20 protein-coding genes are annotated in these 25272 nt (G+C 42.1%); 9 read left to right on the forward strand and 11 right to left on the reverse strand.

Features of this window, described 5'->3' with window-relative positions; translation table 11 throughout:
* Positions 1–82: 82 nt before the first annotated feature.
* Complete coding sequence (locus tag WKT12_RS03695; RefSeq protein ID WP_340318808.1) at positions 83–886, reverse strand: AraC family transcriptional regulator; 804 nt, start codon at positions 884–886, stop codon at positions 83–85.
* A 198-nt stretch (positions 887–1084) separates the two neighbouring features.
* Here WKT12_RS03695 and WKT12_RS03700 point away from each other — a divergent pair, with 198 nt between their 5' ends.
* From WKT12_RS03700 to WKT12_RS03710, 3 genes are read left to right on the forward strand one after another with little or no spacing between them, the layout of a single operon-like run.
* Positions 1085–2392, forward strand: a complete 1308-nt coding sequence (locus WKT12_RS03700; RefSeq protein ID WP_021970695.1) for a TolC family protein — start codon at positions 1085–1087, stop codon at positions 2390–2392.
* A gap of 29 nt (positions 2393–2421) precedes the next feature.
* Positions 2422–3459: an HlyD family secretion protein gene (locus WKT12_RS03705; RefSeq protein WP_021970696.1), complete on the forward strand. Its 1038-nt coding sequence runs from the start codon at positions 2422–2424 to the stop codon at positions 3457–3459.
* A 10-nt stretch (positions 3460–3469) separates the two neighbouring features.
* Entirely contained in the window at positions 3470–5032 is a 1563-nt protein-coding gene (locus tag WKT12_RS03710; protein WP_340318809.1) for a hypothetical protein, read from the forward strand.
* Between the two features lie 46 nt (positions 5033–5078).
* Here WKT12_RS03710 and WKT12_RS03715 read toward each other — a convergent pair whose 3' ends face one another.
* From WKT12_RS03715 to WKT12_RS03745, 7 genes are all read right to left on the reverse strand, one after another.
* Positions 5079–5708, reverse strand: a complete 630-nt coding sequence (locus tag WKT12_RS03715) for a ribonuclease H family protein (RefSeq protein ID WP_340318810.1) — start codon at positions 5706–5708, stop codon at positions 5079–5081.
* 126 nt (positions 5709–5834) lie between these two features.
* Complete coding sequence (gene argS, locus WKT12_RS03720; RefSeq protein WP_340318811.1) at positions 5835–7628, reverse strand: arginine--tRNA ligase; 1794 nt, start codon at positions 7626–7628, stop codon at positions 5835–5837.
* Positions 7629–7866: 238 nt separating this feature from the next.
* On the reverse strand, positions 7867–8958 hold the full coding sequence (locus WKT12_RS03725; RefSeq protein ID WP_340318812.1) for an OmpA family protein: 1092 nt from the start codon (positions 8956–8958) through the stop codon (positions 7867–7869).
* 84 nt (positions 8959–9042) lie between these two features.
* A complete protein-coding gene (locus WKT12_RS03730; RefSeq protein ID WP_340318813.1) occupies positions 9043–9513 on the reverse strand; it encodes a hypothetical protein in 471 nt (156 codons plus the stop codon).
* 79 nt (positions 9514–9592) lie between these two features.
* The gene (locus WKT12_RS03735; RefSeq protein WP_340318814.1) at positions 9593–12634 is read right to left on the reverse strand and encodes a PL29 family lyase N-terminal domain-containing protein; all 3042 of its coding nucleotides are present in this window, start codon (positions 12632–12634) and stop codon (positions 9593–9595) included.
* 150 nt (positions 12635–12784) lie between these two features.
* On the reverse strand, positions 12785–13891 hold the full coding sequence (locus tag WKT12_RS03740; RefSeq protein WP_340318815.1) for a helix-turn-helix domain-containing protein: 1107 nt from the start codon (positions 13889–13891) through the stop codon (positions 12785–12787).
* Positions 13892–14049: 158 nt separating this feature from the next.
* Positions 14050–15273, reverse strand: coding sequence for a M16 family metallopeptidase (locus WKT12_RS03745; RefSeq protein WP_340318816.1), 1224 nt, complete (start codon positions 15271–15273; stop codon positions 14050–14052).
* Between the two features lie 209 nt (positions 15274–15482).
* Here WKT12_RS03745 and WKT12_RS03750 point away from each other — a divergent pair, with 209 nt between their 5' ends.
* The 3 genes from WKT12_RS03750 to WKT12_RS03760 are packed head-to-tail and all read left to right on the forward strand — an operon-like array spanning position 15483 to position 17578.
* Positions 15483–16019, forward strand: a complete 537-nt coding sequence (locus WKT12_RS03750; protein WP_340318817.1) for an LOG family protein — start codon at positions 15483–15485, stop codon at positions 16017–16019.
* Positions 16020–16039: 20 nt separating this feature from the next.
* Positions 16040–16642, forward strand: a complete 603-nt coding sequence (locus tag WKT12_RS03755; RefSeq protein ID WP_340318818.1) for an SIS domain-containing protein — start codon at positions 16040–16042, stop codon at positions 16640–16642.
* A 15-nt stretch (positions 16643–16657) separates the two neighbouring features.
* The gene (locus tag WKT12_RS03760) at positions 16658–17578 is read left to right on the forward strand and encodes a carbohydrate kinase family protein (RefSeq protein ID WP_340318819.1); all 921 of its coding nucleotides are present in this window, start codon (positions 16658–16660) and stop codon (positions 17576–17578) included.
* A 177-nt stretch (positions 17579–17755) separates the two neighbouring features.
* Here WKT12_RS03760 and mnmA read toward each other — a convergent pair whose 3' ends face one another.
* Both mnmA and WKT12_RS03770 read right to left on the reverse strand, forming a co-directional pair.
* Positions 17756–18883 (reverse strand): tRNA 2-thiouridine(34) synthase MnmA, encoded by a 1128-nt coding sequence (mnmA, locus tag WKT12_RS03765; protein ID WP_340318899.1) that lies wholly within the window; start codon positions 18881–18883, stop codon positions 17756–17758.
* 9 nt (positions 18884–18892) lie between these two features.
* Positions 18893–19759, reverse strand: a complete 867-nt coding sequence (locus WKT12_RS03770) for a 4Fe-4S binding protein (protein ID WP_340318820.1) — start codon at positions 19757–19759, stop codon at positions 18893–18895.
* A gap of 91 nt (positions 19760–19850) precedes the next feature.
* Here WKT12_RS03770 and ruvB point away from each other — a divergent pair, with 91 nt between their 5' ends.
* From ruvB to WKT12_RS03785, 3 genes are read left to right on the forward strand one after another with little or no spacing between them, the layout of a single operon-like run.
* Positions 19851–20879 carry a Holliday junction branch migration DNA helicase RuvB gene (gene ruvB / locus WKT12_RS03775; protein WP_340318821.1) on the forward strand — a complete coding sequence of 343 codons (1029 nt, stop codon included), beginning with the start codon at positions 19851–19853 and terminating at the stop codon, positions 20877–20879.
* Between the two features lie 51 nt (positions 20880–20930).
* Entirely contained in the window at positions 20931–22421 is a 1491-nt protein-coding gene (locus WKT12_RS03780) for an oligosaccharide flippase family protein (RefSeq protein WP_340318822.1), read from the forward strand.
* Positions 22422–22440: 19 nt separating this feature from the next.
* Positions 22441–23793, forward strand: a complete 1353-nt coding sequence (locus WKT12_RS03785) for a TIGR00341 family protein (RefSeq protein WP_340318823.1) — start codon at positions 22441–22443, stop codon at positions 23791–23793.
* 106 nt (positions 23794–23899) lie between these two features.
* Here WKT12_RS03785 and WKT12_RS03790 read toward each other — a convergent pair whose 3' ends face one another.
* Positions 23900–25270, reverse strand: coding sequence for an efflux transporter outer membrane subunit (locus WKT12_RS03790; protein WP_418587253.1), 1371 nt, complete (start codon positions 25268–25270; stop codon positions 23900–23902).
* Between the last annotated feature and the right edge of the window lie 2 nt (positions 25271–25272).

The raw sequence follows: 25272 nt of genomic DNA on the forward strand, positions 1-25272 counted from the left end.
AAGTTGCAAAGATACATATTTTTGGCTTGCCGACTAAGCCTTCTTCAGATTTGTACCCCGGCTTTTCACTATATTTGTTTTTTCAGACCCCTGTGATATATGCTTTGGGCGACTTTCCTGTGATTTGTTTGAATACCCTGTTGAAATTATTGGGTGTATTGAAACCTACTTTATAGGCAATTTCCTGTACTGTGTATTCTCCGTCAGTCAGCAGTTCGATGGCACGTGTAATGCGAAGGTGGTTTACATAGCTGCTGAAGTGGATGCCCGATGTATGAAACAGCCTGCTCAAGTTACGTACTGACAGGTTATATTGTGAAGCAATCTGTTCCATATTCAATTCTTCATGCATGTGATCCATGATGTAGTCCAGTATAGGATGAAGCCGGGAGTCGTTGGGTATGACAAGCGTTTTCAGCAATACATCTGCTCCGGGAGTCATTTGTGGAAGCAGGCTGAAGAAGCTTAGTGTAAAATTATATAGATCACTCTGTTCGCTACGAGTAATCAGTTTTCCTTTTGAGGCAATAAACTTCAGGTTCTCTGCGATAATGGTATTGGTACTGTATATTGAAAAACGGCTTTTGCAGTCGTCGGGTGTCACATTCAAACTTATGTAGAAGATGATGAGTGAAACTTGTCGGCTGTTGCTGGATAGCTTATGGCTGGCGTTTTCTGGAATCCATGCAATGTGTTTTTCGGGAACGAAATAGTTGGCGCCTTCAGTTTCCACATGCAGCGTGCCAGATAAAGTGTAGATAATCTGGAATTTTTTATGGGCGTGCTCCAGCAGGTTGATTTCTTCCCATCCGGTTCTTTTGATGAGAATATCATCTTGTGTGGAACGTTTGATCAACGAGATGTATTCCTGCTGTTCTGTATTCATGGTTTACTTTTGGCGTATATTGGTAATATTGTTGCGTAATGTGCAAATTCGGAGCAAAAATAAAAGCTTAATTTTGCATGACAAAAAATATAGGTAAGTTTTTAGGATTAAGAGAATAGTGTTTCTCTTGTCGTGGACCAGATGCAGGAATGAGAATTTATTAATCTGGCATCAGTTGCATAAAGGCTAAACAAGTATATGATAAAAAAGGTATTATTAGTTAGTGTTGTTTTTTTAGGTTTATTGGGGAGTGTGTCAGCCCAGACTCGTTTATTGACAGTCGATGAAATGTTTCAACTGGCCGATCAGCACAACAAGAGCATTCGGTTGTACGATTTGGCAGTATCTGAAGCGGAACAGGCAGTAAAAGTAGCTTGCAACGATCGCTTGCCGTCTATTCAGGCGCAGATGGATTTTAAGTACATCGGCGATGGAGTGATGACCGACAGAGATTTTTCCGATGCTGTACATGCTGATATGCCTCATTTCGGCAATTCTTTTGTCGTAAAGGCAAGTCAGGTAGTTTATGCCGGAGGAGCGATAACGAAAGGGATCGAGCGGAGCAAGTTGCAGCAACGGCAGGCAGAACTGGAATATGCAGGTAATCGTCAGGACATCCGTTTCCTTCTGGCAGGATATTACCTGGATCTTTTCCAGTTGAACAATCAGAAACGTGTGTATGAAAGTAATATTTCACAAACTCGTTTGCTGGTAAAGGATATGAGAGCATCTTATCGTCAGGGAACAGCATTGAAAAGCGATATTACTCGTTACGAGCTTCAGCTTCAAAGCCTGGAACTTTCATTGACTTCCGTTAAGGACAAGATTGATGTGCTGAGTCATAAGTTGGCAACGGCTATCGGTCTGGAGCCTGGTGTACTGATTCTCCCCGATACAACCGAATTGTTCAAAATCAATGTCGAACACCGGGAAGAAGCCGACTGGTTGCAGGAAATCCCTCACACACCTTCTCTCAAGCTGGCAGATGTGAAAATCAGTCAGGAAAAGAATAAGCTGGAACTGATACGTGCCGAGCGAAGACCGAAGATCAGTCTGGTTGCAGCAAACGATTTTAGCGGTCCTATCCTGGTAGAAGTACCTCCATTGAACAATAATTTTACTTACTGGTATGCCGGTGTAGGTATTTCGTATAATATCGATGCCTTATTCAAAAGCAAGAAAAAGCTGAAGCAGGCACAGATATCTACCCGCAAGATGGAACAGGCGCGCAGACTGGCGGAAGAAGAAGCCGAAAACGATATCCATGCAGCCTACGTTAATCTGAACGAGGCATACATCCGTTTGCGTACGCAGAAAAAGAGTGTGCAGTTGGCACATGAAAACTTTAATATCGTACGTCAGCGATATGTGAACGGACTGGCGCTGATAACCGACATGCTGGATGCCAGCAATACGCAATTGGATATGGAATTGCAGCTGGCAAACTACCAGATAGGTATTTTATACCAGTATTACTTATTGAAAAAACTGACTGGAAATCTCTGATAAGGCTAATAATAAATAAAGAAGACATTATGATAAAAAATAAGAAAAGAGCTATCCCGAATTTTTTTATTGCATTGGTATTGGCGGGAGGAATCAGCTGGGTAGGTGGCAAGTTTATTCATCTGGGCGATGTGGAATATACAGATAATGCGCAAGTCAAACAGCATTTAAGTCCGATCAATACCCGCGTACAAGGTTTCATTAAGAAAATCTATTTCGAAGAATACCAGTCTGTAAAGAAGGGGGACACTCTGGTTGTGATAGAAAATACAGAATATCTGTTGAAGGTCGCTCAGGCTGAGGCTGATTATCAGAATGCACTGGCAGGAAAAAGTGCCATGCATACTACCATCAATACAACGCAAAGTAATATTTACGTTACCGAGGCTGCTATCGAAGAACAGCGTGTCCGCCTTCAGAATGCAGAAACCGATTACAAGCGTTATGCCGAACTGATGAAGGAAGAGGCTGTGACTCCCCAGCAGTTTGACCGTGTAAAGACTGATTATGCTGCTACCAAGGCCAAATACGAACAGTTGGTACGTCAGAAAGAATCGTCTGAGCTTGTTAAGCAGGAGCAGACCCAGCGTCTGGAGCAAAATGAATCGGATATTAAGTTGGCCGAGGCTGCTTTAAATCTTGCCAAGCTGAATCTGTCGTATACCGTAATATGTGCTACAGCCGATGGCGTAACCGGTCGTAAGAATATTCACGAGGGCGAACTGGTCCAGTCGGGACAAACATTGGTTACCCTGGTAGACGGTACAGAAAAATGGGTAATAGCCAATTATAAGGAAACGCAGACTACCGATATGAAGCAAGGACAGCGGGTAGAAATGAATGTAGATGCCATTCCGGGAGTTACGTACGAAGGACGCATTGTTTCCATTTCAGATGCTACCGGCTCTTTTTATTCGTTGATACCTCAGGATAATTCGGCCGGAAACTTTGTAAAGGTAGAGCAGCGAATACCGGTCCGTATAGAATTTACCGAAAATAACAGCAAAGAGAACCTGAACCGTCTGCGTGCAGGTATGAACGTAGAGTGTTACGTAAAACTACAGTAAGGAGAATAATATGGCAGCAGAACAGCGCCCAAGAATTTTGTATTTTAAAGAATACCTTCCAACCTCGTTGTGTGTATTTCTTTCCATGTTTTTTGCATTGGTCTTTCAGTTCAACGGGGGAGTGTTTCTTCCCACTTCAGTGCAGATGTCAAGTGCACTGGGGTGTCTTAAGGAAGATGTTATGATGGCAGGATATGCTTCCTTTATTGGGATGACGCTTATTTTTCCTATCCTGTTTCGTCTGAAGTTTCGTTTTACTACCCGCCGTATCTTTTTGACAGTATGCCCGGTACTTATCTGTTGTAATCTGGTGACAATGCATGCCGAAAACATATTTGTACTGGTCGTGACGTGTTTTATCTCAGGATTTTTCCGTATGTGGGGTACCTTTGAGTGCTTCTCGAATATTCGTTTGAGTGTAACCCCTTCGGGAAATTTTTCTGTTTTCTATCCGGTTATTTATATTATCGTTCTTGAAAGTATCCAGCTTTCCGGGCTTGTAGCTACGCACATCAGCGACTGGGCGAACTGGCAGTACATGCACTGGCTGGTCATTGGTCTGCTGGCTGTGGTATGGTTTTTCGTATACTTTCTGACTCGTCCTTTCCGTCCCGGAAAAAAATTGCCTTTATACGGTATAGACTGGTTAGGAGGTGTTCTGTGGGGAGTTGTATTGTTTTCCATCGTGTTTGTCTGTATCTACGGCGAATATTACGACTGGCTGGACAGTTCACTGATTCGCGCTTGTATTGTGCTGGCAGTGGTGTCGATACTGATAAATATCAACCGCATGACTACCCTTCGTCATCCTTATATAGACCCTCACGTATTCAAGTACCGTCATTTCCCGACCATTCTTTTTCTTTTCCTGATGCTGTGTCTGTTTCTTACGACCTCATCCGTTTTGCAGGAAATGTTTATGAGCTCCATCCTGAAGTACGATACATTGAATGCTGTATCCATCAACTGGTGTGTGTTTATCGGCATATTGGCTGGTGCGGGAGTCGTTTTTTACCGTCAGGTTGTTCTGCGGAAAGGATATAAACTGCTGATAACCGTTGGCTTTATATTAATAGTAGTCTATCAGTATTACATGTATTTTCTGATTGATCCCAATCTGAATATAGAGAGTTTTTACATACCTAATTTCTTGAAAGGGTTAGGGCATGGGATACTTTATATTTCACTGACTATTTATGTAGCCAAGACAGTTCCATTCAAGCATTTCTTTCAGGGACTATGCGTGTTGAGCTTTATTCGTACCAGTATTGCCACGCCCTTAGGCACAGCTATCCTGAACCGCTGGCTCAAATATATGCAGCAGGATAATATCGGCTTGTTAAGCCGTAAAATGGATTTGGTAAAAGAATGGATGCCCGATGTATCTATCCAGCAACTTTATGCCGAAGTAACCCGTCAGACCCTTTTGACGAGCCTGAAAGAGTTGTTTGGCGCAGTGTGTATTGTCGGAACTATCTTTTTGTTCTTCTTGCTTAGTCAGAAGTTCTGGAGAAAATTTTTGAGACTGTTGCGGAGAAACTATCCCCGATATGCCCGTTATCTGGGGCGCTAACAGACTTGTTTGTGCGGTTGGTGAAGTGTATTAGGCAGGCAGAAAGTTATTTTCTGCCGAAATCAGCCGGAACTTCTCCCCACACATCAGTTTCCCATTTACGCAGAGGAGTGGTATACTGATTTTCATTCAGCCACTTTTCTGCCCGTTCTATGAGCTGGAATAATGCTTCCGTTTTCTCCGTACGTTCCAGTTTCGTTTTACATTTTTTCTGTTTTACCCAGTTCAGGGCATTGCGGCTATCGGAATAGATAGGCATATTGATTCCCTTTTGTTTCATCAAAGCCAGTCCGTGTACGATAGCAAGAAACTCTCCGATATTATTTGTCCCATACATCGGTCCGAAATGAAATATTTCCTGTCCGGTCAGCAAATACACGCCTCTATATTCCATTGGTCCAGGATTTCCACTACAAGCCGCATCTACGGCGAGGCAATTAAGATCGAAGTTCTCGGGAATCTTCTTCTCAGATGTTTCTTTTGTTTGCGAATGACTTCCTTTCAGAAAATGATGTGCCGGCGTGGCAAAGGCATGCTCTGCTTCTTCACGGGTAGAGAAAGACTTATATATAGCCCCCTTGTAATTCTTGATTTGCAGCTGGCAGTCGGTCCACGAAGAATATATTCCTGGTTCCACACCTTTCCATACTACATAAAATTTCTGCTGCTTTGCCATAACTTGTCAATAAAGGATACGTTATAAACCAATTCACCACAGATTACGCAGATTCTTACACATAGCGTGCAAAGCCTGTATAATCCGTGGTGAATTATGAAATACTATATTTATTTTGTATTTTGATTACATACGTTCTGGAACCTCAATACCGAGCAGTCCCATTGCCAGCTTAACTACTTTTCCCACATTCTGGCTCAAGGCAAGACGGAATACCTTCAGTGCCTCATTTTCTTCACGCAGAATGCTGAAATCGTGGTAGAACTGATTATATTCCTTTACCAGTTCGTATGCATAGTTTGCAAGAATAGACGGATTATAATCACTGCCGGCCTGACGTACTACGTTTGTAAAATCGGCAAGCATCTGAATCAATCCTTCTTCTTTGGTACTCAGTTCCACACCTGTTGGAATTACAGCAGGGATGGTGATACCAGCTTCTGCAGCTTTACGCAAGATAGACTGGATACGAGCGTAAGTATACTGGATAAACGGTCCTGTATTACCGTTGAAGTCGATAGATTCTTTCGGGTTGAACGTCATGTTCTTGCGTGCATCCACTTTCAGGATGAAGTACTTCAAAGCACCCAGACCGACAATACGTGCGATGTTGTTTGCCTCTTCCTGAGTCAGTCCGTCCAGTTTGCCCAGTTCACTGCTGGTTTCCTTAGCTGTTTCTATCATAGCCTCCATCAGGTCGTCGGCATCAACAACCGTACCTTCACGGCTCTTCATCTTACCTTCAGGCAATTCTACCATACCGTAAGAGAAGTGAACCAGATCCTTGCCCCATTCGAATCCCAGCTTGTCGAGCAGAATAGAAAGTACCTGGAAGTGATAATTCTGTTCGTTTCCTACTACATAAATCATTTTGTTGATAGGAAAATCCTGGAAACGGAGTTTGGCAGTACCGATATCCTGAGTCATATATACAGAAGTACCGTCGCCACGCAGCAACAATTTATGATCCAGTCCTTCCGGAGTCAGATCAGCCCATACAGAACCATCTTCCTTGCGGTAGAAAAGACCTTTTTCGAGCCCTTCCAGAACCTTTTTCTTTCCTTCCAGATAAGTTTCTGATTCGTAGTATATCTTGTCGAAGCTGACGCCCATCATTTTATATGTTTCATCGAATCCCGCATAAACCCAGTCGTTCATTTTCTTCCACAACGCACGGATTTCAGGATCATTTGCTTCCCATTTACGAAGCATTTCGCGAGCTTCTTGCATCAAAGGTGACTGAGCCTCGGCTTCCTCCTTGCTCAACCCTTTTTCCATCAGTTCGGCTACTTCAGCTTTATAATGCTTGTCGAAAGCCACGTAATAATCACCAATCAAGTGATCACCCTTCTTGCCCGATGATTCAGGCGTTTCGCCATTACCATATTTCAACCAAGCCAACATTGATTTGCAGATATGAATGCCTCGGTCGTTTACGATATTAGTCTTCACAACCTTATTGCCGTTGGCAGCCATGATATTGGCAAGTGCATTACCCAGCAGGTTATTGCGGACATGGCCCAGATGGAGCGGTTTATTTGTATTGGGAGAAGAATATTCAATCATTACCAGCGGTGCATTGTCGGCAGCTTTCTGTATTCCCCATTGTGCATCAGCGTGAATACGGTTCAACAGTTCCACCCATACATCCGATGCAATAGTCAGGTTCAAGAATCCTTTGATTACATTATAGCTTGCGATAGCCGGTTCATTCTGTTTCAGATATTCACCGATTTCCTGAGCAGTCTGTTCCGGACCTTTCTTCGACATTTTCAGAAAAGGGAAAACCACGAGCGTAAGATGACCTTCAAACTCTTTTTTGGTTTTCTGCAATTGTACCATTTTAGCAGGAACTTCTGCACCGTACAATTCTTTTACCCCGTTGATGACGGAGGCAGTCAGTTTATCTTCTATTTTCATGTGTATAGCTTAGTGCGTTTGTTATTAGATACTTTCTCGGGCAAAGGTACTAATTTTTCCGGGAAAAACAATCGCGTATGTTCTGTTGCCGTGTAAATAAGGTTGCTCTCCCCGGGTTGAAGTATTCTTTACGTGTAAAAAGCGGGGCTATATGAAAAAAATAAAGGAGTGTCAACACCTCTCAGGGGGAAGAGAGAGCGACACTCCTTTTCGTGTTATGAAGAATTAAAGGGTTCTGTTATTCTGCTATACAGATTGTCACACGGTTTTCTTCGGCCGTGCTAAATGGCTGTACAGTGTCACCTTTGTAATCAACAGTGATACGCTGGCTGTCGATGCCTTTTTCTTTCAGTTGGGCAGCAACGGCTTCAGCACGTTTCTTAGAAAGGTTCATGTTAATATTTGCATTACCGGTCTGCTTGTCGGCATATCCGCAGATCGTAACTTTGCAGTCCGCATGATTCTTCATGAATTCTGCCAGTTTTTCAATCTTCTGTTCTTCTGCTGTCCGAATCTTTGACGAGTTGATAGTGAAGAAGACATTTTCTGTCAGGTTGATTTTTTCTTGTTTTACCGGAGCAGGCTGTTGTACAGGCTTCGGCTCTTCTTTTACAACAGGAGCCGGTTGTGGAGTCGGTTCATAATATACAGGTTCTGTCTTACGGGAAGTCTTTCCGAATTTAATGGTAAATCCGGCAAGTGCATTAAACTGCCAGTCCGCATTTCCTGCCTTCTTTGAGTTGAATTTATCCGACAACACATTTGCGTTCACTTCGATGTTAAAGAACAAGTTCGAAGTCAGTCGCAGATTAGTGCCTAGACCAGCTCTTCCTACCGGACTTATTTTGTTATCTGTCCACAGGTAACGTAAGTCATAGCCTTTGTTAGCCAATGCTACAGCTTCGTCATTGTTGAAAGCTCCGTTCAGACCTACTCCCACAAACATATAAGCATTGAAGAAACGGTCAGGATTATAGTGGCAGAACAGATTACTTAAATCCAGTGTCGCATCTACGTTACCCTGCAAGTAATTGTACTTGTAATGTTGATTGCCGGCAGCCCATCCTCCTTTAGCCTGCCAACCACTTATTCCAGCACGCAGTCCCCAAAGCGGTGTAAACTGGTAGCCGCCGTAGATAGCACCAGCTGGCGAGATTAAATCTCCGAATTTAGCTTCACCACGTGTGTGTGCGGCACCGGCTTGTACTTGCATGAACCAGTGAGGAACAAACTCTGTCTTTCCTTCTGTTGTAGATTGTGTCGCTTGTGAGTAAGCGGAAATTGGTATAAGTCCAATTACAAATGCTGTTAAAAGGTTATTCCAATGCATAGTGTAAATATTTAAAATGTTAAATCATTGGCATAAATATAATATAGTTTATGAGAGATTTATATTATCGCTATAATATAAGGATCATTTCATTAAGCAGAGTCTCCAACCCCCTAAATAATTCATAGCTCTGAATGTCCAACTGCTTGTTACGTTTGATGATTCATTCATGACGAACGAACATCTTATCTCGTTATCTACCGCTGTTCTAAATTTCATTTCTGTGATTTTATAACTTTGGACAGGGAAACGTTTAAGTACAGCCTTTACACTCTCCATTTCATCATTATCTAAAGGTATAGGTTCATTCCATATATCTGCTGTATCTGGTTTAAAGAGCATTGCAGCGGCTTCAGCGTATTGTTTGTTTTGAGCATAAGTCATATAAGTATTTACCAACTTTTCGACTGCTGTTGTATCTTCTTTTACGAGCCCACTTACAAAATTGTTTAGTTCGGTTGTATCTGAATCTTTTTGCTGATTCTTATCAGTTGATTGACATGAGAAAAAACTTAATAGGCAAATTGCTATTGCAATGATATTTAATCTTTTCATTTTTTTGTCTTTTGAATATAAAAAGTAAGGGGCTTTGAGCCCCTTACTTTAATTATTTATAGAATTCTAGGCTTTATGCTTAGTTAGCTTCAGTCTGAGAAATCTTACATACTACATATACACGGATTGTACCCCAATCGTATGTAACATCAAATGGAACTTTAATCTGGAAATCACCTACAGTTGTACCATTATTTTCATAGTTTAATGTTCCGAAGTAGTGATTTACGATACCATTACCATTTTGGATTTCAGATTTTGTTGGAGCTGTAAATGTGAATTTAACATTTCCTGTTACATCACTTAACTTTCTGTCAAATACACCTGTTGTTCCGTTTAAGTCAGTCATAATATCACCATTCTGTGCGATTGATTCAACATCATAGTATTTATAATAGTTCTGACCTTTAGTAACAGATGTGTTATCAAAGTTATGATCACGCCAGTCTACAAATGTCAATTTCAAATCAGCTTTAGCACCACCTGTTGTAGCGTCCACAAAGTTTGTTTCATGTGGGTCACTGATAGTAATCGGACGTAAGAACTTAGCAAAGAATTCATTGTTTTCAAGTTCAAATGGAACATAACTACAGTTTTCAGCATTAATCTGAATTTGTGCTGTAAATGTTTTCTTGCCTTCATTGTTAGCCACGAATTGTGCATGATCTGCTGCATTCAAAATATCTCTAGCAAACGAATATAGAGTTTCATTATCTTTGCCTTGATATTCCAAAATAGAACCATTGATCTTAACTACAGCCTGTTTTACAAGAGGATTGTTAACTACGTTTGCATATAATGTTGTTCCATTATCACCAACTGTAATATCGTACATAGTACCTGAATTACCTTTTACAGGAGTCATATCTGTACTTTGTGGATCAACAAATGTAAATGTTTTGGTTAAGTTAGCATCTTGGAATGCTGTATATACTGCATTGACACCTGAAACAGTTACATCATTGCCATCGAATGTATTCAAAATATCTGATTTGAAATCATCATCAGCATTTGTTTCGCCTACAGTTTCAACATTTGCGTGGATATCACTGTATCCGCTACCTGGAGTTGCTGAATTATATGCATACCAATAATTCTTAATCTTATCAGAGTTTTCTAAAGTACCAGCTGGCTGTACGTTACGTGGATTAGGTGTCCATGTCAAAGTAACATAAACGTACTGATAAATACCCGTACTAACTTCTTTGCTATAACGAACGTTTACAGAAATAGATGCATTATTCTTGAATAACTGATAAGCTTCATTGTTCTTCAGAGTCCAAGTGATAATCTCAGTTTCTTCATCGTTATAATCTGTAATGGTTTGTTTTACAGTACCTTTCTTAGAAGTAGGCATTGATGTAGCAAGCTTACCATCATACTGAGTTGCGTCATCGTTGCCACCATTCAACTTGAAGTTAGTGTGGAAGTCTTCTTTAGAAATTCCTTGCTTTTCAAGTTGTGCAAGAATATCTTCTTCGAAGTCATGCCATTCAATCTTCAATGTCTTTTCCGTTTCTGTACAATCTACAGTATATCCATCGGTAAATCCGAATGACGGAGTCAAGATAACCTCACTTTGTGCAGGAGTTTCTTTTTCAACAATTCTGAATTTGACATATCCTACAGCAGCAATTTTATTGCTTACAGTATCTGTCAAAATAACACGTACCAATGGCTCACGACCCTTTTCTGCTTTGTTTTGCTGAGCTGCATCCCATGTTGGCTGTTTACCGTCTACAGGCATACATGGCTTCAGAAGAGAACCTTTCATAACAGCATGAGCACTTTCTGATGTTTTATTATCTCCTACATGATAACCTACAAGTTCATAGCTATATTTGAATCCATAGTCATTAACTGTTTTCTCAGTAGCATTTTTATCCCATGCGACATGAGCATTTGTGTTATCTATATAATGAGTCTGAATTAATTCTGCAACATCTAATCCTTCATCATTCCATACAACAATATAACTAGCACCATTTCCAATAGCTTCTTGTGCGCTGGTATATAAATGATTACATACGCCGTTTGTTACATGAGCTAAAACCATATCTCTATAATTAGTAGCTTTTACGGCTGCATAATCAGAAGTGATGATTGTATCTTTTTCGCCTGCAGAATAGTTAGCTTGCAATGCTAATACAGTAACCTTTTGATCATTGTTGATATCTTTGATAGTACCATCAGTCAATTGAGAATGTACGGTTAAAATACCTTCTTCACCTTCCCAATCGAATACATTGGCTTTAACAACATCGTTAGCTCTTGTATAATTTTTATCATCACTGACATAGCTCAAAGATTTAATATCTTTCCAATTTGCAGAAGATGGATTCATGTGGTATTTAGCAACTAATCCAGGAGTCATTGCCACACCGTTGCCTGCTACGGGAGCATCTGTTGAGAAGTCATCATCTGCGTTAACTTTTTGTACACTCTTTTCTGTGTAATTAAAAGTCTTGGCTTCCATTGCTTCAATTCCTTGATAGTAGAATTCAGGTTGGAAAACCAATGATTTTAATTCAGTTGATAAAGTAATGGTTAGAATTCCATTATAGCCTTTAACGTTACTTACCAACAATTTACCATTTTCAGAATCCCATACTGCTGTCATTGTACCCTCTGGCATCCAGCTGGTGCTTGTTTCATTTTCTGTTTCTTTACCTTCTGCATCAACAGTTACTTCAATCCAGTATCCGTTCTCTCCAGGTTTGTAGTATTTGCCTGTTGCTGATGTTCCTGCTTGTCCGGGGTCACCTTGATCTCCCTTATCGCCCTTTTCACCTCTAGATGGTTTGCCAGTGTCTACTCCGTTAATAAACCAATTGCCATTGCTACCGATTTCTACAGTTGTAGCTGCACCTGGAGCTCCATTTTGCAACTCAAAAGTTTCATTGTTGCTCAATGTTACTTTAACCCCATTTTCTGTAGGTTCGACCTTTGTGATTACTGCTCCTGCATTGATTTTGTCTTGAAGGTCTTTTACTGTCTGTTCAACAGCTGCAACACGATTGTTCAAGCTATCAATGTCGTCATCGTAATCAGAACAAGATACCATTCCCCCCGCGAGAAGTGCACTTCCCAGCATAAGGGCTCCATAGAATTTTTTCTTCATACTTTTAATTAATTAATGAATGATAATTGATAATGTTCTTTTATTATTCTTTATCGCTTTTTATTTGATTGTGCAAATCTATCCCTAAAAACCAATCTCTTCCTTGTCTAATTGTATATAATTGTGTATTTTTTGACAAAAAGGTAAAAATTAACTTTTTTCTTTTTGGGGGCGGTGGTCTTTCTTCCAAACTGAAGGCGGAATGCCCTCTTTTAGTTTGAATTGCTTGCTGAAATGCGCCTGGTCGGCAAATCCTACCATTTCGGCAAGGTCGCTCAGATTTATGTCGGGTGATTGTATAATTTTTTGCTTGGCTTCTTCTATGCGGAGGTCGTTAACCCATCCGTTGAAATTTGTCTGATAGGTTTCATTGATGTAATTTGACAAATATGTACGATTTACACCTATTTCACGGCTTAGGTCTTGAATCGTGATGCCCAGTTTTAAATATCCTTTACTCTCTTTCCATAGTGCTATCTTCTCTTTTATGACGTCGTTGTTCTGGCTGTGCCTTTTCTCTTCTGGATGATGCGGCTCGGATATAGTAGGAGAGCTTGACTCTTTACTGGCTGATGGCTCGCTGGGAGCTATTACACTATAGTTGTGATATTGGATGCCTAATGATATAAAGAATACTGTATAGCATAGGGTGAATATTTGTAAATAAATATAATTAGGGTATATTTCGGCTATGATTCCCATTACGCCTATTGTAAAAGCTGCTGCCCATGTCCGAAGGGGATACTTCTTCAAGTTTGCGGCTTCTATGCTTTTCCCTCTTAGCCAAATTTTGGCGATATGCAGGTAAATGATTGTATAAAAGATAAATTGTATTATATAGCATGATAATAGTATGTAGTAAAACCATTCACCAGGTTTGCCTTCAGCCATAAAAATATAAATAACGTTGGCTGTGCATAATAAAGAGGTGTAGAATACCTGATGCCTGAGGAAATTTTTTAACTTCTCCCTTTCATAAAGTGGGTATACAAATATCCAAAATACCAGTAACGTTTCTACCGGCAGGATGAGCTGGATGAAATAACTTTTACCATATATATTTAAGTAGCCTCCCATCAAGGCAAAGGTTAAGGCAGATACCCCTAATATCAAAGAGGCTATTTCTACCAAGATGTAGCCTTTCTGGTAATTTTTCTTATTGTTATTCTTAGGAATGGCAGAATAATGTAAGAATATAGCGGTAAGTATACAGCATATTCCAGATGTGATTTCAAGTACAGAAATATTGTCCTCCATAAATATTCTTTATAAATAGATAGAATCTATTAACTTTGATTACGAGGCCAATTTATGAAATATGTATGGATGGCAAAAATTTTTATTTGTCAAATTTCTTGATTTGTCTAAAATTATGTACTATTTTGATGAATCGACAAAAATAGGGCTGTGATATTTCATTTATATGTTAAGGTAGACAGGTAGTTCTCGGAAAACATTTCATTTGAGATTTGCAGCAACTGAGAAGAAGTAAGCGCTTCGATTCGTTGAAATATTTCTTCTTTTTCTTCATAGCGTTTGTAGTGGAGAAAGCATTTTGCCATATCGAGGGCATTGTTTTCAAAATTGTCGCTTGCCACTCCGATTTGTCCGATGATTTGTTTTTTGGCAGCATGTAGTTGGGTGGAGGTCAGAGCATGGTCGCATAACTTTTTCAGTTCCTTATGTACAAGCTCCGTACAATAGTCGGCATCTTCCTGGTCGCAGCCAAAATAGATACAGAATGTTCCGGTGTCTGTATAAGCTGTCAGGTTCGATTCTACCGTATATACCAGTCCTCGTTTCTCGCGTAACGATACGTTCAGCCGGCTGTTCATGCCGGGACCTCCCAATATGTTGTTGAGCAGGTAAAGGCCTGTGCGTCTTTCATCGTATGCGTTATATCCTCGTCCGCCAATCATGACGTGTGCCTGATGGGTATCTTTATGTGAAACGAGTTGTCGGGGCTGATAGGGCAGAGGAGCTTGCCGCTGGTAGCCTTCTACTTCTGAGAATGGAATTCCTGCTGTCGCCTTTTCTACGATTCGTACAATGCGCTTGAAATCTATGTCGCCTTGTACAAAGAAGACCATATTGGTAGGTTTATAGTATCTCCCTACAAAACGGAGGGCATCCTGGCTGCCGAAACGGCGCAATTGTTCCGGTTCCCCCAAAATGTTGCGTCCTAAGGGATGGTCAGGAAAGATCAGTTCTTCGAAGTCGTCGAATATTAGTTCTGCCGGACTGTCTTCGTAGCTTTGGATTTCATCGATTATGACTTCTACCTCTTTGGCTATTTCCTGTTGGGGAAAGGTACTGCTGAATACGATGTCGGTCAGTAGTTCTACCGCACGGGCAAAATGCTCTTTCAGGAAGGCGCTGTATATGACGGTTTCCTCCTTATTAGTATATGCATTCAAATCGCCTCCTACATTTTCCATACGGTTCAGGATATGCCATGCACGCCGCTTGCGTGTTCCTTTAAATATAAGGTGTTCCACAAAATGTGCCATACCTTGCTCGTCGGGATATTCGTCGCGTGTACCGGCATCGACGGCGAATCCGCAATAAGTAACATTGGTAGTACTTGGAGTATGTATAATGCGTAACCCGTTGGGCAGAATAAAGGTATTGTATGGCATGAGTTTTTTCTTTGAGTCGATTTTCGATACAAAAATACAATAATACTTATTGTCGTAACTGAAAAAATACGGATATTTGCAAGAATATTGATTCTCTCACTGCCGGTTGCATCAGTTGTCTGGTAAATTTTTTAGTTGTGTATAGGCTGAACTATAAGATTTTTGCATGTATCTGTGTAAACAGGCAGTGTGGCTTAACGTAAAGTATTATGAATAAAATTGCGATATTCTGTTCTGCATCCGATCGCATTGATGCGGTTTATGCTGAAAAAGCAGCGGAGGTGGGAGCCTGGCTGGGGCAGACCGGCAAGTGGCTGATTTATGGCGGCTCGAATACCGGACTGATGGATGCCGTTGCCCGCGCTGCAAAAGAGCATGGTGCCATGATTATGGGCGTAGTTCCTACTAAACTTGAGGAGAGGGGGATGGTAAGCGATCTGCTTGATGTAACGTTTCGGGCTGTCAATCTGAGCGACCGGAAAGATATTATGTTGCAGGAAGCCGACGTAGCTGTTGCATTGCCCGGAGGCGTGGGAACATTGGATGAAATTTTTCATGTTATGGCTTCGGCCACTATAGGGTATCATGAAAAGAAAGTGATATTCTATAATGTGAACGGTTTCTGGAACGGAATTATCGATTTTCTCGGAGGACTGGAAACGCAGCATTTCGCACATCGTCCTCTGAAGAATTACTTTGCTGTAGCAAATACTTTCGACGAACTGAAGCAATTATTGAATTCTTAATTTACTAAATACATCTTAATATGATTTCATCTATTCACGAACTGTTGCAGCGCGAAGCGCAAGCTGTATTGAACATTCCCGTAACAGATGCATACGAGAAAGCGGTTGCACTGATTGTAGAGCAAGTACATCGCAAAAAGGGTAAACTGGTAACCAGCGGAATGGGCAAAGCAGGACAGATTGCTATGAATATTGCCACGACTTTTTGTTCTACGGGCATCCCTGCCGTATTTCTTCATCCGAGTGAGGCGCAGCATGGCGACCTGGGTATTTTGCAGGAAAACGATTTGCTGCTTCTGATTTCCAATTCTGGAAAGACACGTGAGATAGTGGAGTTGACCGATCTGGCTCATCGCCTGAATCCGTCGTTGAAAAAGATTGTCATTACCGGAAATCCTGTCAGTCCGCTTGCTGAGGCTGCCGATATTTGTCTGGCTACCGGACACCCGGACGAGGTGTGTCCGCTGGGCATGACTCCTACTACTTCTACTACCGTAATGACGGTTATCGGCGATATACTGGTGGTGGAAACTATGAAGCAGACCGGATTTACCATAGAAGAATATAGCAAACGTCATCATGGGGGCTATCTGGGTGAACGTTCCCGTGCGCTGAGTAAATAATGTAAAGGGTGGCTTATGAGAAAGGTTATCGGTATTGGAGAAACGATTCTTGACATCCTGTTCCGTGACGGACAGCCGCAGGCTGCGGTTCCGGGGGGATCGGTCTATAATGCCATGATTTCGCTGGGAAGGATGGGGCAGAATGTCACCTTCATCAGTGAAACGGGGAATGACCGTGTGGGAGAAATGATTCTGGCAAATATGCGTGATAATGGAGTAGATACGGCGAACGTAAATGTGTTTCCGGAAGGGAAATCGCCTGTGTCACTGGCTTTTCTTAATGAGCGCAACGATGCTGAATATATTTTCTATAAGGATTATCCGCGGCAGAGGCTGGATGTGAATATGCCCGACGTTTCGCGGGATGATATTATCATGATAGGATCGTATTTTGCCGTTACGCCTGTATTGCGCGACAAGGTAAAGGAGTTGCTCGACAAGGCGCGTGACGCGGGAGCCATTGTTTATTATGATGTGAATTTCCGCAGTACCCATGTCAATGAGGCGATAAAGCTGATGCCTACCATTATAGAAAATTTTGAGTATACAGATATTCTGAGAGGTTCGACGGAGGATTTTCAGAATATGTTCCGCCAGCCGGATGCAGACAAGGTTTATCAGAATCATGTAGCTTTCTATTGTCCGAACTTTATCTGTACGGATGCTGATGGTGATGTGCGTCTGCGTACAAAAAATGTATGCAAGGATTATCCGGTTACTCCTCTGAAAGCTGTCAGTACGATAGGGGCCGGTGATAATTTTAATGCAGGAGTTGTATACGGATTGCTGAAGTACCGTGTCCGTCGGGATGATCTGGCGGAGTTGGGTGAAGAGGACTGGGATGCCATTATCCGTTGTGGAATGGATTTCAGTGCGGATGTGTGCAAGAGTGTGAACAATTCTGTGTCGAAAGAATTTGCCGATTCGTATCGTTGAGGCTGGAATATGGATAAAAAACGTCGGGAGGTTTTTGTCGAAATCTCCTGACGTTTCTTTTGTATCGTTACGGGCTTTGTATTCTGTGCTCTTTATCCGTAATGAAATGTTGTACCTTGCCGGCGGTGGACGCGGTATGGTAGTTGCCGGTAGAGAAGCTGATAAAGGGTACAGAAGTTAGAACTTTTCTTCATTTTCGGCTGCAAGCTTCTTGATAGCCTGCTGAAAGGCAATGAATCCTCCTCCTAAAACTCTTCCGCCATCGTAGAATACAGCCGATTGTCCCGGGGTTATGGCCGAGGCTTCTGCTTCGAATTTTACCAGCAGGTGTGAGTCGTCGAGCTGTACGATGCGGCAGGGAATGGGACGGCTGCGGTATCGGATGCGTACGGAAAGGTTCGTGCATTCCAGCAATTCTTTCATGTCTATTACGTTAATATCTTCTACCAGCATGTATCCGGCTTTCAGTTGTTCTGCGTCACCCAGCATGACGGTGTTTTTTGCCGGATTTATTTTAAGGACGTATGCCGGACGTCCCAGAGCAATTTCCAGTCCTTTGCGTTGTCCGATAGTGTAGTAGGCAAATCCTTTATGTTGTCCGAGTTTTAATCCTTTACTGTCGACAAACCATCCCGGTCCTATTCGTTGGTCGATGTCCGGACAATGTTCTCTCAGAAATTCCCGATAGTCTTTGTCGATAAAGCAGATTTCCATGCTTTCGCCTCCGCGCGCTTTGGCTTCGAAACCTTTGCCGGCAAGATAATCTCGTACCTCAGCCTTGGTCATGCCTCCCAACGGGAATACCATCCGCTTTAATATTTCCTGCGGCAGTTTCCAGAGAAAGTAGGACTGGTCTTTTGTTGCATCGTCGCCGGTAACAATATAACGGTGTCCGTTCCGGTCTTCCAGACGGCAGTAATGGCCGGTTGCAATCTGCGCACATCCGGTTCGGTCGGCCCATTCGCACAGGATACGTTCCTTGAACAGCGGATTGCACATGACACAGGGATTCGGTGTACGTCCCTTCATGTATTCGTCGATAAAGTACCGGACGATTACGTTGCGGAACTCTTCACGGACATCGGCTACGTGATGCTCTATACCCAGTCGCTTGGCCAGTGCCTGTGCTTCCAGTATTTCATCAGGTTGTTCCTGATGGGGAGTAGAAAAGTGAGAGGGGATATCCCATGTTCTCATGGTTACACCTACAACTTCGTAACCTTGTTCTTGTAGCATGATGCAGGTGGCAGAGCTGTCTATTCCTCCACTCATGCCTACCAGTATTCGCTTTTCTTTATTCATGATTATAAAAAATTATAGGAACAGTTCCGGTTCGCGGCGTGCACTGAACTTTTCGTGCAGGATTGTGGTGAACGGATTGTCATAGATTCGTGCGTTGTTCGGACATGCCTTTACGCAGGCGCAACAACGGATGCATCGGGTAACGTCTGTCTCAATGTGTGAGCCGTCGTCGCTGATACGGATGGCATGGGTAGGACAAACATCTACACATTCACCGCAGACAAAACAAAGTTCATTACATACCGGAGCAGACGGTTTGGAGGCTTGGATTACTTTGTAGGGAGATGTTCCTTTTATAAAGAAGGAACTGATGAGGATAGAGAGTTTTTGACTCATTGCCTTTAGGGGACATCCGGCTTGCAGAGAAGGAGCTATATCTTTTAGTTCTTCTGTATTGGCAAGAGCTTTCTCCAGTTTTTCCAGACTGTCTTTCCCGAATTTTCGGGCAATCTGCAAGTCTTTGTCATCCGGACGACCGGCTGCGATCGGCATTTCGGCTGTACTGTAACTGTGTTCACCTATAAAAGCACCTGCTGCCAAAGGAGTAAATCCTAATGAAACAGCGGTGTCACGCAGTTCCAGCAAAGCATCTTCGTAGTCGCGGTTACCATATACTACTACGAGGATGGCAGGAGAGTTATTTCCTTTCAGCCGCTTGATGCGTTGCAAGGCTGTCGGTGATACACGACCACCATATACTGGTGCAGCTATAACTGTCAGTGAATTGTTTATTTCAATAGGAGAATCACTTTCATCGAGAGTCAGATCTGTTTCGATTCTTCTTCCCATACCGATACCTTCGCCGATGGCACGTGCTATTTTGGCTGATGTGTGAGTGGGCGAAAAGAAAACAAGATGATTGGTTGTATATTCGTTCATAGGCTTGAGGTAAAAAGTTAATTGTTATTCCTGCAAAGATAAAGTTTTTTATATCGTTCTTCACATGATTTATTTGTACTTTTGCATCATTATGGAAGAACAATTTGATATACGTGATTATAAGCCGACAGGAAAGGAAAGGGATTTTGAAAATGCCCTTCGTCCGTTGCAGTTTGGCGACTTCAGTGGTCAGGACAAGGTGGTCGACAATCTGCGTATCTTTGTCAAGGCAGCACGACTCCGTGCTGAGGCACTGGATCATGTCTTGCTGCACGGACCTCCGGGATTGGGAAAAACAACGCTGAGTAATATTATTGCCAATGAACTGGGAGTCGGCTTTAAAGTGACTTCGGGACCTGTTCTCGACAAACCGGGCGACCTTGCCGGAGTGCTGACCAGTCTGGAACCAAACGATGTGTTGTTTATTGATGAAATACATCGCTTAAGTCCGGTAGTGGAAGAGTACTTGTATTCGGCGATGGAAGATTACCGGATTGATATCATGATAGATAAAGGTCCGTCGGCACGCAGCATTCAGCTTGACTTAAATCCTTTTACACTGGTGGGAGCTACTACCCGAAGTGGACTACTGACAGCTCCGCTTCGTGCACGTTTCGGCATCAATCTTCATCTGGAATATTATGATGATACTGTTTTGTCGCGCATTATATTACGTTCGGCAGGCATTTTGGGTATTCCTTGTGATGCAGATGCGGCGGGAGAGATTGCTTCGCGCAGTCGTGGTACGCCACGTATTGCCAATGCTTTGTTGCGTCGTGTCCGTGATTTCGCTCAAGTGAAAGGTTCCGGACGTATTGATGTAGAGATTGCCCGGTATGCACTCGAAGCATTGAATATCGATCGTTATGGACTCGATGAGATAGATAATAAAATACTTTGTACCATTATTGATAAGTTCAAAGGTGGTCCGGTAGGACTGACAACAATTGCTACAGCGTTGGGTGAGGACCCCGGCACGTTGGAAGAAGTATATGAACCGTTCCTAATCAAAGAAGGTTTTCTGAAACGTACTCCACGTGGACGAGAGGTTACAGAGCTGGCTTACAAACATCTTGGACGAAGCATATATAATAACGTTAAAACACTTTTTGATGAATAATTATGGTGTGTGCCATAACAGCGGCACACACTTTTATTTTTTTTACAGACTATGGCTGGACTGAAATCGTTAGCAAAAGATACAGCTATTTATGGATTAAGTAGTATTGTAGGACGTTTTCTTAACTATTTGCTTGTACCGCTTTATACGGCAGTGATACCTGCATCGACAGGAGGATATGGAGTGGTATCGAATGTGTATGCGTATACGGCACTGATTCTGGTGCTTCTGACGTTTGGTATGGAAACGGGCTTTTTCCGTTTTGCCAATAAATCGGGTGAACAACCGGAAAAGGTATATGCCAATTCTTTGATATTCGTCGGAGGATTGTCATTGCTTTTTGTGATTCTTTGTATGGTGTTCTTGCATCCTATTTCAGCTTTGCTGGAATATCCCGATCATCCCGACTATATTGCGATGATGGTTCTGGTTGTGGCACTTGATTCTTTCCAGTGTATTCCGTTTGCTTATCTGCGTTATAAAAAACGTCCTGTCAAGTTTGCTGCAATTAAGTTGTTCAATATTGTGGGTAACATCTGCCTGAATCTTTTCTTTCTGTTGTTATGTCCGTGGCTGGATGTACATGCACATCAGCTGGTTTCCTGGTTCTACCGTCCGGAATATTTGGTGGGATATATCTTTGTAGCCAATTTGATAATGTCGGTGGTACAGATGTTTTTCTTTATTCCTGAGTTGCGCGGCTTTTCTTATCGTATAGACCGTCCGCTCATGAAGCAAATGATTTCATATTCTTTTCCTATCTTGATATTTGGTCTTGTCGGCATCTTGAATCAGACAATCGATAAGATGATTTATCCTTTTTTGTTTGATGATCGTCAGGAGGGATTGGTACAATTAGGTATCTATAGTGCAACGAGTAAGGTTGCCATGATTATGGCCATGTTTACCCAGGCTTTTCGCTATGCGTACGAGCCGTTTGTCTTTGGAAAGAATAAAGAAGGCGATAATCGTAAGATGTATTCGGCAGCCATGAAGTATTTCTTTATCTTTTCACTGCTGGCCTTTTTGGCTGTAATGTGCTACATGGATATTTTGCGTTATATGGTTGCCCGTGACTATTGGGAAGGATTAAGTGTGGTTGCTATTGTGATGGGAGCAGAGATATTCAAGGGTATTTACTTTAACTTGTCTTTCTGGTATAAGCTGACCGACGAAACTCAATGGGGAGCTTATTTCTCGATGATAGGTTGTGCTGTGATACTGGCCTTGAACATTTGGCTTGTTCCAACTTATGGATATGTTGCATCTGCATGGGCGTCGGTTGCCGGATATGGTGTAATTACAGTATTGTCTTATTTTATCGGGCAAAAGAAGTATCCAGTTCATTATCCATTAAAGGAAATGGCGGTCTATCTCATTTTGGCAGCTGTCTTGTTCATACTGTCGCAGGTCGTAACTATTCAGCATGTCGTATTGAGACTTGCCTTCCGTACGTTATTATTAATAGTTTTCGTAGCTTATATTTTGAAAAAAGATTTACCTTTGAAAAGTATTCCTTTTGTGAATCGTTTTATTAAATAGTAACCTTTCTTTTAATAATATGGAACGAGATAAGAAATTTATCATTAAGAAATTCTTTAATGAATATCTTGATTTAAATAGAAGTAAAGAAGATGAACAGGTGACTGTAGAATCTATTCGCAATGGAGTAGAGTTTAAAGGAACTAACCTTTGGGTTCTTATCTTTGCAACTTTTATAGCTTCTCTGGGACTGAATGTAAATTCTACGGCTGTTATTATTGGCGCGATGTTGATATCTCCGCTAATGGGACCGATAATGGGAGTAGGACTTGCTGTCGGGTTAAATGACTTTGAATTGATGAAGCGTTCCTTAAAGAGTTATCTGGTTGCTACTTTGTTCAGTGTCATTACTGCTACTGTCTATTTTGCCTTTACTCCGCTTGATGAAGTACAGTCGGAGTTGCTGGCTCGTACATCACCTACTATTTATGATGTGTTTATTGCCTTAGTGGGTGGTCTGGCAGGTATCGTAGCATTGGCTACAAAAGAAAAAGGTAATGTAATTCCCGGTGTGGCTATCGCTACAGCATTGATGCCGCCTCTTTGTACAGCAGGATTTGGTCTGGCTACCGGTAATCTGCTATATTTTCTGGGAGCTTTTTATCTTTATTTTATTAATTCCGTATTTATCAGTCTGGCTACTTATATAGGAGTACGGGTAATGCATTTCCAACGTAAGCAGTTTGTTGATAAGGTACGGGAAAAACTGGTACGTAAATACATCATTGGTATAGCTATTGTTACCATGTGTCCGGCTGTTTATCTGACTTATAACATTGTGCGTGAAACGATTTATCAGTCTTCGGCCAATAGTTTTATATCATCCGAACTACAGTTCCCGGATTCGCAAGTTCTCAGTCGGGAAATATCCTTCGATAAACAAGAGATAAAAGTTGTGCTGATAGGAAAAGAAATATCGGAAGATCAGCTACAAGCAGCACGTCATAAACTTGCTGACTATAAATTGAATAATACCAAACTGGTAATTTTCCAGGGTGCCAATGGAACCGGTTCTATGGATATCGGTAATATCAAGTCGATGGTCATGGAAGATTTCTATAAGAATAGTGAAAAGCGACTTGCCTCGCAACAGGCAGCGCTTGATTCTTTGAACCGGATTTTACCAGACTTTACTGGCTCTAATCTGATGAATGAAACGATGAAACAGGAGATAAAGGTTTTGTTCCCTACCATTAAAACTATTTCTGTTTCGAAAAGTCTGCTATTGAATGTAGACAGTACTCGAATGGATACTTTAACTTTTGCATTTGTAGATTGTAAAAAACAACTTTCCAAGCAGGAGCAAGAGAAAATGTTGGAGTGGCTACGGGCACGTACCGGGACAAGTAAACTCCGTCTGGTTGTAGAATAACTTTGTACAGATTAAGGAATATATAAATAAGCCCACCCTTGACACACTTGTCAATGGCGGGCTTTTGAGTTGTATTAGAAAATAAGAAAGTTGTCTTCTTTTATTTTTAGTATCCTCCTCCCAGGGCATGATATAAATTGATGACTCCCTGAATTTCATCAAACCGGTCGGATGCAACGTTTAGCTCGGCTTGAAGTAAGGACTGGCGAGCTGTAAGTACCTCCAGGTAGTTTTGTGAACTGTGTTGCATGAGCAGTTCCGAGCTACGAAGAGCTGAACGGAGTGATATTGTCTGCCGTTCGTCGAGCGTGATACGTTCTCGGGCACTTTGCCATTGTACCAGTGCATTATTGACCTCTGCTCCGGCATCGAGCAAACTTTGCTGGAAAGTAAGTAAAGCTTCTTCCTGTTGTGCCTTAGCTATTTTCAGGTTGGCAATATTTTTGCCACGATTGAAAATTGGCTGTACTAAAGAACCGACTGCCGAAAGCAGCCATTGTCCGGGATTGCTGATAGCTGCACCGGCAGCATTTGTCCATCCTGCCGAGCCACTTAACGTTATGCTGGGATAGAATGCAGAACGGGCTGAGTTCGTTGCATAATAAGCTGTGGCAAGTTGAGCTTCGCATTGACGTACATCCGGACGGCGGCTTAACAGTTGCAAGGGGACACCTGTCGAAAGCGAATCGGGAAACTCTTGATCTTCCAGCGTCGAACGCATTATTTCTTGTGGTGACAGTCCCAGCAGGGTAGAAAGGGAATTTTCCATTTCGTTAATTTGACGTTTCAGAGAAACTACAGATGCATCGACCGACAGCTTGCTGGCTTCAGTTTGTGCTACGGCCATTTCCGTAGCTTGGCCGGCGCGTTTCAATGCTTTCATTGTGCGGACACTTTCTGTCCATGTATCGGCTGTGCTGCAAGTGATAGCCAGTTGCCTGTCGAGCATCAGGAGCGTATAGTAGCTGTTGGCAATGGTTGCCACAAGCTGAGTTTGTACAGCCTGACGATACGCTTCACTCTGTTCGAGGGCTGCCTGTGCGCCACGTTTAGCATTAAGCAGTTTTCCGAAAAGATCTATCTCCCAATCGGCGGACACTGCCAGGTCGTAGGTCTTCGAAGGTTTACTGCCTTCTATACTGGAAAGTGTACCTTGTGGAGTCAGCGATATAGAAGGTAGGTAAGATAACCGTGACGTCATAAGCAATGCTTCAGCTTCCTTTACCTTGAGGCGTGCAATATTTAAGTCGGTATTATTGGCAAGCCCCGTTTCGATAAGCTGTTGAAGTAATGGATCTGTAAAAAGCTCCTTCCACGAGAGGGATGCCAGCGATGCAGTATCTGCTGAAGCGACAGGCTGACGGTAAAGGCTGTCGGATACAGTGACAGACTCAGGACGTTGATAGGCCCGGTAAATGTGACAACTGCTCAGCGTGGAAGTGAGTATGATGATGATTGTATTTCTTATCGTATGCATAA

Origin of the sequence: Phocaeicola sp. HCN-6420, from assembly GCF_037890145.1 — a bacterium.
GTDB lineage: Bacteria > Bacteroidota > Bacteroidia > Bacteroidales > Bacteroidaceae > Phocaeicola.